Genomic DNA, 15,490 nt, shown 5'->3' with positions numbered 1-15,490 from the left:
CGTTTGTCACCTCTTGCGCCTACGATTGTTCATGGATCCAGTTAGAGGCTTGGGAGCGGCGCCGTGGACTACTTTTCGATCAATTCCCTGCGTGAGGCTAACGCGGGATGGTCGCTGCTGCGTGCCCAAAATGCATCTTTGGCACTGACGTTCTTCATGTCTGCCTTCACCGTTCCCAACCAGCGCAACTTGGGTCGGCAGGACCTGATCGACGTGCTGGAGGACATCCTCTTCAGTCTGCGTGACTCCCTGGGTGAGGACCGGTTCCCGCGCACCGCCGCCGAGTATCTGGACGACTGGGCGGAACCAGGGAAAGCGTGGCTGCGGAAGTTTTACACAGACAACCGAGACGAACCTGTCTACGACCTCACGGCAGCCACCGAGGACGTAATCCGCTGGGTGGAGGCCCTGCGGGGCCGCGATTTCGTCCCCACGCAGTCGCGCCTTTCCAGCATCTTCAACCTGCTCAAGACCCTGGTTCATGGCTCGGAAACAGACCCCGAGGAGAGGCTGGCGGAACTGCAGCGCCAACGCGATGACATCGACGCCCAAATGCAGCAGATCCGCTCCGGCGACATTCCTGTCATGAGCAGCCCGGAAGCGATAGACCACTTCCACCAGCTCACGACGCAGGCCAAGGACCTTCTCGCTGACTTCCGCGAAGTCGAAACGAACTTCCGGAAGCTGGACCGGAATCTCCGCGAACAAATTTCCATGTGGGAAGGAAGCCAGGGCGATCTTCTTGAGTCGATCTTCTCCTCCCAGCAGGACATCAGCGGATCCTTGCAGGGACGCACCTTCCAAGGCTTCTGGGACTACCTCATGTCCCCGGCACTGCGCTCCGAACTCCACGAACTCCTGGATCGGGCCACCCGGATCGAGGCTCTCACCAACCAGGATGGACTGCAATCAATCACGTCCATGCAGAAGGACTGGCTGCCCGCCGTCGAGCAAACCCAGGCCACTGTCCGCCAGCTCTCCGCTCAAATCCGGCGACTGCTCGATGACAAGGTCTACTTGGAAAACAAACGCATCATGGCTCTGATTCGCAGTATCGAGTCCAGCTCTGTTGCAGTCCGGACCAACCTGCCATCGGGCACCTTCGCCGATCTATCCGGCCATGACGTCCCCGTTGCACTCCCCTTCGAGCGTCCTCTTTATGAGCCGAGCAGGCAAATTGCCATCCACGACGGCGTCGGCGTCGCCGAGGACTTGGACGTGGACGCAAACGCACTCTTCACACAGTTCCATGTTGATCCTCAGCGGCTGGCAGGCAACATCGACGCCGTCGTGACCGAAGCGGGGCAGGCAACGTTGGCGGACATCACCGATGCCTACCCGCTCAGCCAGGGCCTGGCCGAACTCGTCACCTACTTCCAGTTGGCCTCCGAATCCATGTGGGCCACCATCAACTCCGACCGTTCCCAAACACTGTCCTGGACCTTGCCCGACGGCAGCCTGCGCGAGGCCACTGTGGACCAGATCATCTTCGTAAGGCCATCATGAACCCAGCCCTGAACGACGACAAGACCATGCCCGAAGGTGGGCACTCCCCCGAAGCTGCCAAGGCTCCGGACGGCCTACCCCTGGCCATCACCAAGCTTTTTAAGGGCGTGGTGTATCGCGAGTCAGATGAGAAACTCTGGCAGCGTCTCTTGGAAATCTCCGCACAGGCACGTGACTATGTGGCCGTGCTGGGCCTGGAACTGGTGATCGACGATACCGAGGGGTATGCCTTCCTCCGGTCCAGTCCCGACGCCGATCCCGAGCTGCCCCGGCTCATCCCCCGCCGCCAGCTAACGTTCAATGTCAGCCTGCTGCTGGCGTTGTTGCGCGCCCGGCTCGCCGAGTTTGATACGCAAAATAGCGATACCCGCCTCATTCTGACTGCGGAACAAATCGGGGACATGGTCTCTGTCTTCCTGCCCGAATCGAGCAATGAAGCCCGCATCCAAGACCAGCTGGCCACCAATATCAAAAAGATCACTGAACTGGGCTTCCTGCGCAAACTGCGTGGCCAGGAACAGACCTTCGAAGTGGCGCGCATTCTCAAGGCCTACGTGGACGCCCAGTGGCTGGAAGAATTCGACGCCCGGCTTGCCGACTACCGTTCTGCACTCACCGGCAACCATTCCGAAAGGGCCACCGCATGAGCACCCAGACCCAGCCAGGTCTGTTTAGCCTGGATGACCTGACCGAGGACGACGCCGGCGCGCGTCCAGGATTCCGGCTGCACCGTTTGGAACTACTGAACTGGGGCACCTTTAACAAGGATGTGCGCACGTTCCGGCTCGGTGGTGAAAACAGCCTGCTCACAGGTGACATCGGCTCCGGCAAGTCCACCATTGTCGACGCCATCACCACGCTGTTGCTTCCAGCAAACAGGATCGAATACAACAAGGCCGCTGGGGCGCAAAAGAAGGAACGCAGCCTCATGTCCTATGTGCGCGGCTTTCACAAGAGCGCCCGCAGCGGCATTGGCGACACCTCACGCCCGGTTGCACTCCGCGGCCCGGGCACCTTCACCGTCGTGCTGGGCATTTTTCACAATGCGGCCTTGGACAAGACCGTCAGCCTGGCCATCACGCTGTGGGCAACGCAGGAGGCGGGGCAGCCCACCCGCTTCTACTCCATTGCCGAAGGCGAGCAAAGCATCAAGGCGGATTTCTCCGACTTTGGCACCGACATGGCCAAGCTCAAGCGAAGGCTGCGTGATGGCGGAGCGTCGGTCTTTGACGTTTTTGAAAAGTATGCCGCCGCCTTCAAGCGCCACTTTGGCATCGGTTCAGCCCAGGCCATGGACTTGTTCCACCGCACGGTCTCCATGAAACAGGTGGAGAACATCACCCACTTTGTGCGCACCAACATGCTTGAAGAAGACGATGTTGATACACGCATCAAGAATCTGTTGCACCACTTCGACGACTTAAAGAAGGCCCACGACGCCGTCCTGCAGGCCAAGGACCAGATCCGGATGTTGGAGCCCGTCCGGCACAATGCCGAGCGCCACCAAACTCTCACGGCCGACTATGCCCGCGCCCACGGGCAACGCGAACAGCTCTCACCGTGGTTCACCACAAAGAGGTTGGAGTTGAGCGAGGCACATTTGCAAGAGGTGCAACACGCTGCAGCCAAGGTCACTTCGGAACGAAACACACTGACGGCCACAGTCGGCAGCCTCAACCGTGAACTGGCCGATCTCCGCGATGACATCCGCAACAGCGGCGGCGGCCGTATCGCCGCCATCGAAGGCGAGCTGGCCCGCTTGGCCATCGATTCTTCAGCTCAGCGCCAGCGCTACACATCCTATTCAGAGGCAGCAACGGTCCTCGGCTTGTTCGAGCCCGAGGACCAAGTGGTCTTCGACGCCAACGCGGTGGCCCTGCCCGGGGTCGAGAAACGGCTGTTCGAAGCCAACACGGAGTTGCAGAAACAGCGAACCGTCCTGGATCGTCAGCGTGCCGAGGCTTCCGAGCTGGCCGGGGACCACAAGTCCGAGTTGAAGAGCCTGCTGAATCGGCAGAATCTACTTCCGGCTTGGCTCATCGCGCTGCGCAAGAAACTGTGCGACGGAACCGGCATCCCGGAAGCGGAGCTGCCGTTTGCCGGGGAACTGCTGCGCGTGCGTGAATCCGAGTCCGCATGGGAAGGTGCGGCCGAACGCACCCTGCATGGCTTCGCGCTGTCATTGTTGGTGACCGATGGGCACTACCCGGCCGTCAGCGAGTGGGTTGACAGCCATAATCTGAGGGCTCGGCTGGTCTACCTGAAAGTGGGGGAGAAACCCGCCTCGTCCTCCGCCGCTGTGGATACGTTGGCGGGGAAGATCAGCATCAAACCCGGTACCAGCTTCCGGGATTTTCTGCTCAACGAACTGGGTCGCCGCTTTGACCACCAGTGCTGCGAAACCATGGCAGACTTCCGCCGCTATCCGAAGGCGCTGTCCATCAACGGCCAGCTTAAGAGTGGCGGGGGGCGGCACGAGAAGGACGACCGCAAGGAACTCACTGACCGCTCCAACTATGTCCTGGGCTGGGACAACCACGATAAAATTGCCCGGCTCCGCGCCGCTATGGACAAAGCCGAGGGACAAGTTCGCACGGCTACCGACGGGTTAGGCCGCATCGATTCCCAACTGGGCAATCTAGGACGCCAGCAGCAACTCATCGGCACGGTGTCTGCCATCGCTGGCTTTTCCAACTTGGACTGGCGCACCACGGCTAGGACCATGGAAGACTTGGCCCACGAAAAATCAGCGTTGGAGTCCTCCAGCGACATCTTGCGCGAGCTCACGGAACGCGAATCCGCAACGGGTCTGCGGCTGGCAAAGGCCAATGACAAACTCAGTGCATTGGACCGCCGCATCGGTTCCCACACGGCAGAGATCAACGCCATTACAGAGCAGATCGCCGACTGCAAGGATTCCCTCGCTAGCGCGCCCCTAACGTCCGGAACCAGCCTGCTTGCTGAGCTGGACACCTTGGTCGAGACGGCACTCGGGGCTGAGGTACTGACGTACAAGAACACGGCAAGGATGGAAAGTAAAGTCAGGGATAAACTGACGGCGACCATCGACGCCGTAAACAAACAAGTGATCCGGGCGGCAGAGACCACCATCCGTTTCATGGTGGATTTCCGGAACAAGTATCCGGCAGAGACCACCGAGCTGGATGCGTCGCTGGAGGCGGCCGGGGATTTCAACATAATCCTGGAGCAGTTGGTGGACAATGACCTCCCCCGCTTTGCCGAGAGGTTCAAGGAATCCCTCACGCAAAATACCATCCATGAGATCGTGGCCTTCAACGCGTTCCTCGATTCCCGCCGGCAGGACATCGTCTCCCGCATCGACGAAATCAACCAGTCTCTGGCACGGATCGAGTACAACACGGGCCGGCACATCCAGCTGGAACCACAACCAACCTCCGACGCCGAGGTGCGCGAGTTCGGTGCTGACCTGCGGGCCTGTTCGGAAGGCTCCATCGGCGCTCTGGAGCAGCAGTACTCTGAACAGAAATTCCTGCAGGTTGAGGCCCTGGTGGAGCGCTTTCGCGGCAGGGTCGGCCTGACCAACCTTGACGAGCGCTGGACCGCCAAGGTCACTGATGTGCGTAACTGGTTTACGTTCTCCGCTTCGGAAAAGTGGACCCAAACGGGTGAGGAACACGAACACTTCACGGATTCCGGCGGCAAGTCCGGTGGTCAAAAAGAGAAGCTGGCCTACACCATCTTGGCGGCTGCCTTGGCGTTCCAGTTTGGCATCGCGGCCGGTCCGGGCAACCAGCGTTCCTTCCGTTTCGTTGTCATTGACGAGGCATTTGGCCGTGGCTCCGACGAATCTGCCAAGTACGGGTTGGAACTGTTCAAGAGGCTCAAGCTTCAGCTGCTCATTGTCACACCGCTGCAAAAAATCCATGTCATTGAGCCGTTTGTGGCCAATGTGGGCTTCGTGGCCAACGGGTCAGGAGAAGATTCCCAGCTGCGCAACATGACAATTCACGAATACCGGGCGGAGCGGGACAAACGTGGCAGCTGACCCCCACCTGTGGAGCACCCCGGCAGATGTCCGGGCCGCTTCGCTTCGGTCTTGGAACAATGGTGAGCTGCTGCGCGAGATGAGCGCACCATCAGGACTGCATCCTCGCCGTCGTGCCATCAGGCATCCCAGCGCCACCCAGTTGCGGACTGACTACGCCTTGGCCGCGGCATGGGCCTCCTCTTGGGAACAGGGGTTGAGAGGGGGTTCATTGGAGCGCGTTTCCGTTGGAGCGAACACCATCGGGGCAAACACAGTGCCGTCGGCCGCCGTATTTGGCAGTGCGGCCGACGAGATCACGTTTCTGGGGCTGAGCCATAAGGCAACGCGATTTGCGGAACTTCGGGAGCGCGTGATGAATCTCGACGCCGGGTTGTCGGCTTGGACATTACGCCGACCGCTTGAACTACTCAAGCAGGGTGAGGACGCGTTGGTTGCGGCCCGTGTGGCCATCTGGCTGGCGGCCAACCCGCATCCGGGAATCCACCTGAGGCAATTGACACTTCCGGGTGTGCACACCAAATTCGTGGAAACTCACCGTCGGATCATCGACGAGATGATTTCAACCCTGGCACCGGAACGGGTACTGTCCGGAAAGAATTATGCCCGCCGGCACGGCTTCTTGGCAGCACCGGACAGGGTCCGGATCCGGTTTTTAGACCCCACCCAGATACCTGTACCCGGCATGGCGGACGTGGAAGTGACGGCTGCGGGATTTGCTGCCCTGCAACTGGACATGGACCGTGTCATCGCCACCGAGAATCTGGTCAACTTCTTAGCCCTGCCCACTACTACCCGGGCGTTGGCCGTTTTTGGTGGCGGATATGGCTTTGCTGCGCTCGGGGGTGCGGCATGGCTAAAGGATGTTGAGGTGCTTTATTGGGGTGACATTGACACGCATGGCTTCCACATCCTTGACCAGTTGCGTGCCCACCACCCGCACGTGCGCAGCATCCTGATGGATCAGCAAACACTGCTGGCCCACCGCGACTTTTGGGGGCGCGAGGACACTCCGACTCATGCCGCACTGACGCACTTGGGCCCAGCAGAAAGTGCCTTGTATGCGGCACTGCAGGCCGGCACGTTCGCTCCGCAGCTTCGCTTGGAACAGGAACTGCTGCATTGGGACCACGTGATGGAGCGCCTGCTCCAGTGACATCAATCAGCTTCTGACGGTAGTCACCGAAAACCTCCCACATTGCTTCCTTGCCGGCAATGAGGCCGGTTACAGCAATGGGCCCGGGCAGCGCCCACATCCGCAAGGGACATGGGCACCATCCGGGCCCTTTAGAGATGGTGCGGTTTACGCGTCCACGATGATGACGGTGTAGACCGGCTTGCGGCGCAGCGCCCTGTCGGACCAGCGCAGCAGCGCATCGGCAATGGCCTTCTCCGCCACGGGTCCTGTCTTCTCGCTGCGAAGTCCGGAGATGGTCTTTTCCACGATGCCCGTGGCCTTTTCCAGGTCCTTGGCCGTCAAGTTAAAGCCCACCGGGAAGAATTCCGGGTCTTCTTCGATCTTGCCGGTGTCCGGGTTGACAATCAGCAGCAGTGTAACGGCACCGTCTGCACCCAAACGGAGGCGGTCCTGCAGAGATTCCTCAGTTGCCGCACCGGCAACCATGTTCTCCACATACACGTAGGCGGCCGGAACGCTGCCGGTCACCTTCGCCACGCCACCCTTGAGATCAATGGTGGTGCCGTCTTCAACAATGAACGCGTTCTTGGGGTCAACACCGGTGCGGATGGCAAGTTCGGCGTTGGCCTTGAGGTGGCGATATTCACCGTGCACCGGCATGACGTTGCGCGGACGGACCAAGTTGTAGCAGTAAACAAGTTCGCCGGCACTGGCGTGGCCGGAGACGTGGACCTTTGCATTGCCCTTGTGGATCACATTGGCGCCCTGCTTGGTGAGGTCGTTGATCAAGCGGTAGATCGAGGACTCGTTACCGGGCACCAGCGAGCTGGCCAGCAGGACGGTGTCGCCCTCGGTCAGGTTGATCTGGTGGTCACCGTTTGCCATGCGCGCCAGTGCTGCCATCGGTTCACCCTGTGAACCGGTGCAGATGAGGACGGCCTTGTTCGGGGCCATCTTCTCCAATTCCTTGGCGTCGACGAGCATGCCGCGCGGGATCTTCAAGTAGCCCAGCTCGCGCGCCGTGGTCATGTTGCGCACCATGGAGCGGCCCACAAACGCGATCTTGCGGTTGTACTTGTGGGCAGAGTCGATGATCTGCTGGATGCGGTGGACGTGGCTGGCGAAGCTGGAGACCACCACGCGGCGCGGCGCGGTGCGCATGACGGCATCAATGGCTGGAATCAGATCGGCTTCGGCGGCTAGGAAGCCCGGAACCTCGGCATTGGTGGAGTCAGGCAGGAACAGGTCCACGCCTTCCTCGCCCAGGCGGGCAAAGCCAGCCAGGTCGGTGATGCGCTTGTCCAGCGGGAACTGGTCCATCTTGAAGTCACCGGTTTCCAACACCAGGCCGGCCGGTGTGCGGATGGCAACAGCCAGACCGTCCGGGATGGAGTGGTTCACTGCCAGGAATTCGACGTCGAACGGGCCGAACTTGCGACGGTCGCCTTCCTTGACTTGGATCATCTTGGCCTTGATCCGGTGCTCGTCGAGCTTGGTCTTCACGAAGGCCAAGGTCAGTTTGGCGGAGATGACCGGAATGTCGCCGCGCTCCTTGAGCAGGTACGGCACACCGCCAATGTGGTCCTCGTGGCCGTGGGTCAGGACCAGGCCGACAACGTCCTGCCATCTGTCCTTCAAATAGGAAAAATCGGGAAGGATCAGATCGACGCCTGGGTGGTGCTCTTCGGGGAAAAGCACCCCGCAGTCAACAATCAGCAATTTTCCTGCGAATTCGAAGACGGTCATATTGCGGCCGATCTCCCCCAGTCCGCCAAGGGCGACGATGCGCATTGCGCCGTCTTCCAAGGTGGGCGGGGTCCGGCGTGGTGTTCTTCTCATGGATTCCAGACTCTGTCGTGTCGTGGGTGGCGGGCAGGCGATGGTGCACTGCCTTCTGGTGCGATGCATTCGGCCAGGTGTAGCTCCGGTATCGCAAAAAAATTCGGGTTTTCCCTCAGCCGATTTTACCACCGCCGCCGCGCAGTAACTGCCATGTGCCACAGACCGCCCGGGAAGCACGACGGCGGCACTCCCGTTGAGCACTTGCCTCAACGTTTCGACGCGGTTGGCTGCTACCGGGATTACCCCCGCAGAGCCTTATGCGATGGCCGGTTCCCAACCGATGGCCGGGGCGATGTACTCGGCAATGTTGGCCAGCATCTTGGTGTTGTAAGCAACACCAAGCTGGTTTGGCACAGTGAGCATGAGCGTGTCGGCTGCCTGGACGGCAGCATCTGCGGCAAGGTCGCGGGCAATGTCCGCAGGATCCCCGATATAGCTCTTCCCAAAGCGTGAGAGAAAGCCGTCGATCACACCCACCTGGTCGCTGCTGTCAGCCTGGGCACGCAGACCGAAGTACATGTTGTCCACATCATCAACGATGGGAATCACACTGCGGCTGACGGAAACGCGCGGTGTGAAATCATGGCCTGCCGCGGCCCACTCATCCCGGAACAGCTGTATTTGCTCGGCCTGCAGCTGGTCGAAGGGGATGCCGGTATCTTCGGTGAGCAGCGTCGAACTCATCAAGTTCATGCCCTGCCGCGCCGCCCACACCGCGGTGCCGCGCGAGCCTGCTCCCCACCAGATGCGCCGGGAAAGGCCAGGTGACTGGGGTTCGATGCGCAGCAACCGTTTATCTTGAAGCGAGCCATGGTCCACCGCGGTGTGTTCGGCAGCTTCGGCAACGTCTGCGCCGCTGATGGCGTGCCGGAACTCAGCAGTGTGCCGCCTGGCCATGTCGGCCTGTGATTCGCCGTCGAGCGGGTGGTGGCCAAAGTCTGCTGCACCGTGGGCGGCCGGCTCGGGGGATCCCCTGCTGACACCCAGTTGCAGGCGCCCGTCGCTGATGAGGTCGGTGGCAGCCGCCTGCTCGGCCATGTAGAGCGGGTTTTCATAACGCATGTCAATGACGCCCGTGCCAATTTCAATCCGGCTGGTGCGGGCGGCTATGGCGGCCAGCAGCGGGAAGGGCGCAGCCTGCTGGCGGGCAAAGTGGTGCACGCGGAAGAAAGCCCCGTCGATGCCCAGTTCCTCGGCTGCCATGGAAAGGTCGATCGCCTGATGCAGCGCGTCAGCAGCCGCATTGCTCTGGGATCCACGGTCTGGGCCATAGTGCCCAAAGGAAAGAAATCCGATGCGTTTCATGCTTGCTGCAACGCCTGCCCGGCCCCGGTTATTCCATGCAGACGCATGAACCACCATCACACAGCGGTAAAAATGCCTGCCAGCAGCGGGGCCAGGGGAAGCAGCTTGTCAGCGTTTTTTGGTCATGTGGGCCACCGGATCTGCTGATTCGTCAACTGCGCCGCGGGCTTTCTTTTCCGCACGCTTTGCCTTGATTGCGTGACCCTTGTCCAGCTTCTTGTGTTCGTGATGGTGCGGCTGTTTGTCTGGCATCTTCTCCAACGCTCCTTCAGCAGTAGAACCGGTTCAGGTCGTGCGGCCCAAACTGCCCCCTCGATCAACGTTACGCCGATTGTTGCAGGCCCAACAGTGGCGCCATCAGAACTCGCTTAGCCGTCAGAACTCGCTTAGCGGAACAGCCCACTGTAGGCGTTGAGGGCCAGCTGGCCTCCGAGGTGGGCGTAGAGTACGTTGCTGGTTTCGGGGATGTCCTTGGTGCGAACAAGGTCAATGAGCCCGGCCATCGATTTGCCTTCATACACGGGGTCGATGATCATCCCTTCCAACGAGCCGGTGAGGTGGATGGCGTCTAGGGTGGATTTAACGGGGATGCCGTAGAAGTCTCCGGCCCAGCCTTCCAAGACGGTGATCTCATCATCGCGCAGTTTCCGATCCAGACCGATCAGTTGCGCGGTATGCCGGGCAATCCGACTCACTTGTGCGCGGGTCTTTTCGATGGTGGCGGACGCGTCGATGCCAATGATGCGCCGCGGCCGGTCCTGGCCGGCAAATCCGGCGATCATCCCGGCATGGGTGGAGCCGGTGACGGTGCAGACCACAATGGTGTCGAAGAAGATGCCCAGTTCCTTCTCCTGCATCTCCACCTCGTAGGCCCAGTTCGCAAAGCCCAAACCACCCAAATGGTGTTCTGAGGCCCCGGCGGGGATAGGGTATGGCTTGCCGCCGGCGTCTTCAACGTCCTTGATGGCCTGTTCCCAGCTGCTGCGGATGCCAATATCGAATCCCGCAGCGTCAAGGCGGACATCTGCACCCATGATGCGTGACAGCTGGATGTTGCCCACACGGTCCGAAAGGGGGTCCGGCCAGTCAACCCAGTTTTCCTGCACGAGGCGGGCCTTCATGCCGATCTTCGCAGCCACGGCGGCAACCTGACGGGTGTGGTTGGACTGGTAACCGCCGATGGAAACGAGCGTGTCGGCTCCCTGCGCAATGGCATCCGGGACGATGTACTCAAGCTTGCGGGTCTTGTTCCCGCCAAAAGCCAGACCACTGTTCACATCCTCGCGCTTGGCCCAGATATTCGCCCCGCCAAGGTGCGCACTGAGCCGCGGCAGGTCGTGGATGGGGCTGGGGCCGAAGGTCAGCGGGTACCGCTCAAAATCAGAGATTGCCACGGGATTTCCTTTTCAAGTTGTGTCGGCATTGTGCTGCCGATACTAATTTTGCGTATGCAATATATTGGATACGCAAACCTAGGGCGTGTCAAGGGTTTACTGGCAGAAGACGGCGTCCATACTGCAGCTCAGGCGGGTGCCGAGGCGCAGCACCCGCCTGAGCTGCAGTACGAATGAACCCCGAGGTCAGCAACCCGCATCAGCTGCAGAATGAACGCGTTACCCCATCAAAAGTGACCCTACCCGCCGCCGCGCGATATATCCTATGTTGCATGCCCACACCCCAGCACCAAGGGATCCACAAACGTTCACTCTTGCGCAACGACGTGTACGAATCCATTCGCGACGCCATTGTGGACGGCACTTTTGCCCCGGGTGAAAGGTTGCGGGACCCTGAACTGGAAGCATGGCTTGGCGTCAGCCGCACCCCTATCCGTGAGGCATTGCTGCGGCTGGAACGGGCCGGCCTGATTATTGCCCAGCCGGGACGGGCCACCATCGTGGCACCGTTCAACCCTGAATCGACGCTCAGCGCGCAGCAGGTGGTGGCCGCCATGCACGAACTCGCTGCGCGCCTTGCTGTGCCGGATCTGAAAAATGCTGCGCTGGAGTCCATGACGGCGGCCAATGCCAAGTTTGCCGCGGCCTTGAAGAACGACGACGTCGACGCCGCCTTGGCCGCCGATGACGAATTTCATGCCGTCTTCCTTGATGCGTGCGGCAATGACATGATCCCCACGGTGCTGGACTCTGCGCTGCCGGTAGTGCGGCGGGTGGAGCGCCAGCGTTTTAGCTCGCACGCCGCCCGCCACTCCGTGACGGCACATGCCGGGATCATTGCGCTGGCCGCTTCACGGGACGCGGACGGTGCGGCCCTGCGCACCCGGGAGAACTGGCTGTCGCTGGGCCGCAGTGCAGATTCAAAAGCTCCCGGCAGCTAGTCCTTCCGGCTGTGGCAGCTAGACCTTCGTGACTACGGCGCTCAGCGGCGTGGTGTTGCTGAAAAGGTCCTGCACGGGGCAGCGGGCTTCAACTGTCCGACCCAGCTCTTCATAGCGTTCCTGTGATTCGGGGCCGGAAATGCTCACGGCCAGCCGGATATCACTGAACCCGGGGCGCACCGTCTCGTCCAGGCCGAACAAGCCGCGCACGTCCAAGTCACCCTCGGCGTCGATGGTGATGTCATCGATCTGGATGCCCAATTTCTCGGCGTAAAGCCGGTACACCACTACCTGGCACGCAATGACGGCGCCCAGCGCATACTCAACCGGGCTTGCAGCGACGTCGTCACCAGCCAGCGCGGCGGGCTCATCCACTGTGAACTGGTGGTTTCCGGCGCTGATGCGCGTGGCCACCGAGCCCACGCCAACCCCTGTCACCTTGTAGCTCAGCCTCGCGTTCTCGGCTTTGGCGCCAATGCGCTTGGCCCACGCGGTCCCTGCTTCGCCTAAGCGGGCCGAGCGCTGCGTTGCAGCGTCGCTGGTCTCAATGATTTCGCTGCGGATGATTGTTTCAGTCATGGTGTTCCTTCGTTCGGGAAGGCGCATGCTGCGCCATACTTACGCCGGCGGCGGGTGCCGGGGCGTCGAATCCTCACCTGGGGCACCCCACTATGGTGGCGAGGGTTGCCGCTCGACCGGCCAGGGCCTGTGGTCGAAACTCTTGATTCTGCCCATCAGTCTGCCTGCCCAGGGCTCCCAGTTTCAATGCCAGCGTCACACGGGGCAACAGTTCTTCCATGCACGACGGCGGCAAGCTCACCTCGCTGCCGTCAGAGTCAGCCCCGGAAGCAACTTAAGATTGATTCATGAGCGCAACACTTGTCGTGAAGGACCTCTCCGGGGGCCACGCACACCGCACCTTGTTCAACAACCTTTCCTTCACGGTGGCACCGGGCGATGTGATCGGCGTAGTGGGCGCCAACGGTGCCGGGAAGTCAACGCTGCTTGGCTTGCTCGCCGGGGCAGGGACGCCGCAGGCCGGCACAGTGAGCACAGCCCCGCAGGATGCGTTTGTGGGCTGGCTGCCGCAGGAACACGAGCGTCTTGAGGGTGAAACCGTGGCCGCGTACATTGGCCGCCGGACGGGCTGCACACTGGCCACCGAAACCATGGAAGCTGCGGCCGATGCGCTGGGCTCCGGCAATTCCGCCGACGATGACAAGTATGCCGACGCCCTTGACCACTGGCTGGCGTGCGGCGCCGCCGATCTTGACGAGCGGATCCCCGCCACGCTGGCCGAACTGGGGCTGGAGGTGGGCCCCGAGGCGGCCATGACCGGGCTGTCCGGCGGTCAGGCAGCAAGGGTTTCGCTGGCGGCCCTGCTGCTGAGCCGCTTCGACATCGTGCTGCTGGATGAGCCCACCAATGATTTGGATCTGGCCGGGCTGGCGCGCCTGGAGGAGTTCGTCACGGGCCTGCGCGGCGGAGTCGTGCTGGTTTCCCACGATAGGGAGTTCCTGGCCCGCTGCATCACCTCCGTGGTGGAACTGGACCTGGCGCAAAAAAAGGTGGCCGTGTACGACGGCGGCTATGACTCCTTCCTGGAGGAGCGCGCCATCGCCAAGCGCCACGCCCGAGAAGCGTACGACGAGTTCGCGGACAAGAAGGCTGACTTGGTGGGGCGTGCCCGGACGCAGCGCGAATGGAGTTCCCAGGGCGTGCGCAATGCGATGAAGAAGAATCCGGACAATGACAAGATCCGTCGCCGCGCCAGCGCCGAATCCAGTGAGAAGCAGGCCCAAAAGGTTCGCCAGATGGAGTCCAGGATCGCCCGCTTGGATGAAGTGGAGGAACCGCGCAAGGAGTGGGCGCTGCAGTTCAGCATCGGTGCTGCGCCGCGCTCCAGCGCGGTGGTGTCCACCTTGAACGCCGCAGTGGTGCGCCAGGGCGGCTTCACCCTCGGCCCGGTCTCGGCCCAGGTCAACGCCGGGGAACGGATTGGCATCACCGGCCCCAACGGCGCTGGCAAGTCCACGCTGTTGCGGCTTTTGCTCGGCCGGACCATGCCCGACGCCGGAACCGCCTCCTTGGGTGCCAATGTTGCCATCGGTGAGATTGACCAGGCTCGCAGCCAGTTTCCGGAACACGATCCTCTGGGCGCAGCCTTTGAAGCATTGGTTCCCGAGATGAATCAAGCCGAGGTACGCACGCTGTTGGCCAAGTTTGGACTCAAGGCGGACCAGTTCACCAGCGCGATGAGGGCACTCTCCCCCGGCGAACGCACCCGCGCATCCCTGGCCCTGCTACAAGCACGCGGCGTCAATGTGCTGGTGTTGGACGAACCCACCAACCACCTTGACTTGATTGCCATTGAACAGTTGGAGGAGGCGCTGGACAGCTATGAGGGAACCCTGTTGCTCGTGACCCACGACAGGCGGCTGTTGGAAAATGTTCGCCTCGACACCCGCTGGTCGGTCAAGGCAGGGCAACTGCAGGAGCTGTAGGGTCAAGCGCCCAAAACTCATACATTAGTAGATCTTACGAATTCACACATTTTGACTTATGAAAGCTAAAATGTTGCAATAGGTAACATGTTTGCTGCGTCTTGGATCTGCGGCAAACGGCTTATCGAATCCTGGTGCACGCTTGCACCACGACCGGTTCCAGCCCGTCACTAGCGGCGATTGAGCCTTGGAACCGCCGGCGGCCATCCGCCGGTTATTTACTGCAGCAACGCCTGCCCGCGCGCACACCGCGCCTTGATGTTCCGCCGAGGATGCGCCTTTTGACACGCTCCGATTCTTTTTGGCGGACATGGATCGGGCTTACGATTCCAGTGAGATGGATCGGGTATAAATTCTGAGCGTGGGCTGATATTGCCACGGTTGGCGAGGTTGCGGGTTGCCCGCGCGTAGGCATCCAAAGGGACGGTGGTCGATGTCGGCAACACTGGTTATATAGTTTTCTACGAAGCTTCTATCGTCGCTTGCTCCGGCCGTTGGCAGTCCAACTGGGACTGCAGGCCATCTCCGGCCAAGAAAAACTTCCAGCGACCATCTCACTGGAATCGTAAGCCCGACATGGATTCGAAGCGTCGGTATTTGTCGGCACAATTTATCCAAGTGATGAGGAGAGCAGCATGTCATTGCGAGTCGGAATCATTGGTGCAGGCCCCAGTGGCATGGCACAGTTGCGCGCATTTGAATCAGCCGAAAATTGTCAAGCTGTGTTGAGTCACTTGGCTAGTTTTTGTGGTGTTTGTGGTTTGGGTAGGTTGATGCCGACGTGTTTGGCGGGGGCTGGTGTGGTGGGTGGCCGGCGGAATCTTTCGGGGTGT

At 61.0% G+C, this 15,490-nt stretch carries 11 protein-coding genes and 1 riboswitch; of the genes, 6 read left to right on the top strand and 5 right to left on the bottom strand.

Annotated elements, in window-relative coordinates; translation table 11 throughout:
- The first annotated feature begins 63 nt into the window (after positions 1 to 63).
- The 4 genes from JMA46_RS07195 to JMA46_RS07180 are packed head-to-tail and all read left to right on the top strand — an operon-like array spanning position 64 to position 6,689.
- On the top strand, positions 64 to 1,506 hold the full coding sequence (locus JMA46_RS07195) for a DUF3375 domain-containing protein (protein ID WP_207344662.1): 1,443 nt from the start codon (positions 64 to 66) through the stop codon (positions 1,504 to 1,506).
- Positions 1,503 to 2,153: a DUF4194 domain-containing protein gene (locus JMA46_RS07190; RefSeq protein WP_247647128.1), complete on the top strand. Its 651-nt coding sequence runs from the start codon at positions 1,503 to 1,505 to the stop codon at positions 2,151 to 2,153. Before JMA46_RS07195 ends, JMA46_RS07190 begins: the two co-directional genes overlap by 4 nt.
- Positions 2,150 to 5,533 carry an SbcC/MukB-like Walker B domain-containing protein gene (locus JMA46_RS07185; RefSeq protein ID WP_207344661.1) on the top strand — a complete coding sequence of 1,128 codons (3,384 nt, stop codon included), beginning with the start codon at positions 2,150 to 2,152 and terminating at the stop codon, positions 5,531 to 5,533. The genes JMA46_RS07190 and JMA46_RS07185 overlap by 4 nt, the downstream gene beginning before the upstream one ends.
- The gene (locus tag JMA46_RS07180; protein WP_207344660.1) at positions 5,523 to 6,689 is read left to right on the top strand and encodes a DUF3322 and DUF2220 domain-containing protein; all 1,167 of its coding nucleotides are present in this window, start codon (positions 5,523 to 5,525) and stop codon (positions 6,687 to 6,689) included. Before JMA46_RS07185 ends, JMA46_RS07180 begins: the two co-directional genes overlap by 11 nt.
- 147 nt (positions 6,690 to 6,836) lie before the next feature.
- Here the strand turns inward: JMA46_RS07180 and JMA46_RS07175 are convergent, their stop codons facing one another.
- The 4 genes from JMA46_RS07175 to JMA46_RS07160 all read right to left on the bottom strand — a co-directional run bounded on the left by JMA46_RS07175 (position 6,837) and on the right by JMA46_RS07160 (position 11,212).
- Positions 6,837 to 8,510: a ribonuclease J gene (locus tag JMA46_RS07175; protein WP_247647126.1), complete on the bottom strand. Its 1,674-nt coding sequence runs from the start codon at positions 8,508 to 8,510 to the stop codon at positions 6,837 to 6,839.
- A gap of 258 nt (positions 8,511 to 8,768) precedes the next feature.
- Positions 8,769 to 9,818: an LLM class flavin-dependent oxidoreductase gene (locus JMA46_RS07170; protein WP_207344659.1), complete on the bottom strand. Its 1,050-nt coding sequence runs from the start codon at positions 9,816 to 9,818 to the stop codon at positions 8,769 to 8,771.
- A gap of 108 nt (positions 9,819 to 9,926) precedes the next feature.
- Complete coding sequence (locus JMA46_RS07165; RefSeq protein ID WP_207344658.1) at positions 9,927 to 10,070, bottom strand: hypothetical protein; 144 nt, start codon at positions 10,068 to 10,070, stop codon at positions 9,927 to 9,929.
- Positions 10,071 to 10,204: 134 nt separating this feature from the next.
- Positions 10,205 to 11,212: a 1-aminocyclopropane-1-carboxylate deaminase gene (locus JMA46_RS07160; protein ID WP_207344657.1), complete on the bottom strand. Its 1,008-nt coding sequence runs from the start codon at positions 11,210 to 11,212 to the stop codon at positions 10,205 to 10,207.
- Positions 11,213 to 11,484: 272 nt separating this feature from the next.
- Between JMA46_RS07160 and JMA46_RS07155 the strand changes: the two genes are divergently transcribed.
- Positions 11,485 to 12,153 (top strand): GntR family transcriptional regulator, encoded by a 669-nt coding sequence (locus tag JMA46_RS07155; RefSeq protein ID WP_207344656.1) that lies wholly within the window; start codon positions 11,485 to 11,487, stop codon positions 12,151 to 12,153.
- 18 nt (positions 12,154 to 12,171) lie between these two features.
- Here the strand turns inward: JMA46_RS07155 and JMA46_RS07150 are convergent, their stop codons facing one another.
- Positions 12,172 to 12,732, bottom strand: coding sequence for an OsmC family protein (locus JMA46_RS07150; protein ID WP_247647124.1), 561 nt, complete (start codon positions 12,730 to 12,732; stop codon positions 12,172 to 12,174).
- Between the two features lie 30 nt (positions 12,733 to 12,762).
- A riboswitch (SAM riboswitch) is annotated at positions 12,763 to 12,880 on the bottom strand.
- A 139-nt stretch (positions 12,881 to 13,019) separates the two neighbouring features.
- Between JMA46_RS07150 and JMA46_RS07145 the strand changes: the two genes are divergently transcribed.
- The gene (locus JMA46_RS07145) at positions 13,020 to 14,657 is read left to right on the top strand and encodes an ABC-F family ATP-binding cassette domain-containing protein (protein WP_207344654.1); all 1,638 of its coding nucleotides are present in this window, start codon (positions 13,020 to 13,022) and stop codon (positions 14,655 to 14,657) included.
- Positions 14,658 to 15,490: the final 833 nt, after the last annotated feature.

It is taken from the genome of Arthrobacter sp. E3, from assembly GCF_017353415.1.
Lineage (GTDB): Bacteria > Actinomycetota > Actinomycetes > Actinomycetales > Micrococcaceae > Specibacter.
Note: the sequence above shows the minus strand (reverse complement) of the source record. Positions and strands in the feature narration are given on the sequence as shown.

Bases quoted from the DNA above. Each gene is read 5' to 3' on its own strand.
- JMA46_RS07150 (WP_247647124.1), bottom strand. From the start codon at position 12,732: ATGACTGAAACAATCATCCGCAGCGAAATCATTGAGACCAGCGACGCT.
- JMA46_RS07190 (WP_247647128.1), top strand. From the start codon at position 1,503: ATGAACCCAGCCCTGAACGACGACAAGACCATGCCCGAAGGTGGGCAC.
- JMA46_RS07170 (WP_207344659.1), bottom strand. From the start codon at position 9,818: ATGAAACGCATCGGATTTCTTTCCTTTGGGCACTATGGCCCAGACCGT.
- JMA46_RS07165 (WP_207344658.1), bottom strand. From the start codon at position 10,070: ATGCCAGACAAACAGCCGCACCATCACGAACACAAGAAGCTGGACAAG.
- JMA46_RS07185 (WP_207344661.1), top strand. From the start codon at position 2,150: ATGAGCACCCAGACCCAGCCAGGTCTGTTTAGCCTGGATGACCTGACC.
- JMA46_RS07155 (WP_207344656.1), top strand. From the start codon at position 11,485: ATGCCCACACCCCAGCACCAAGGGATCCACAAACGTTCACTCTTGCGC.
- JMA46_RS07145 (WP_207344654.1), top strand. From the start codon at position 13,020: ATGAGCGCAACACTTGTCGTGAAGGACCTCTCCGGGGGCCACGCACAC.
- JMA46_RS07175 (WP_247647126.1), bottom strand. From the start codon at position 8,510: ATGAGAAGAACACCACGCCGGACCCCGCCCACCTTGGAAGACGGCGCA.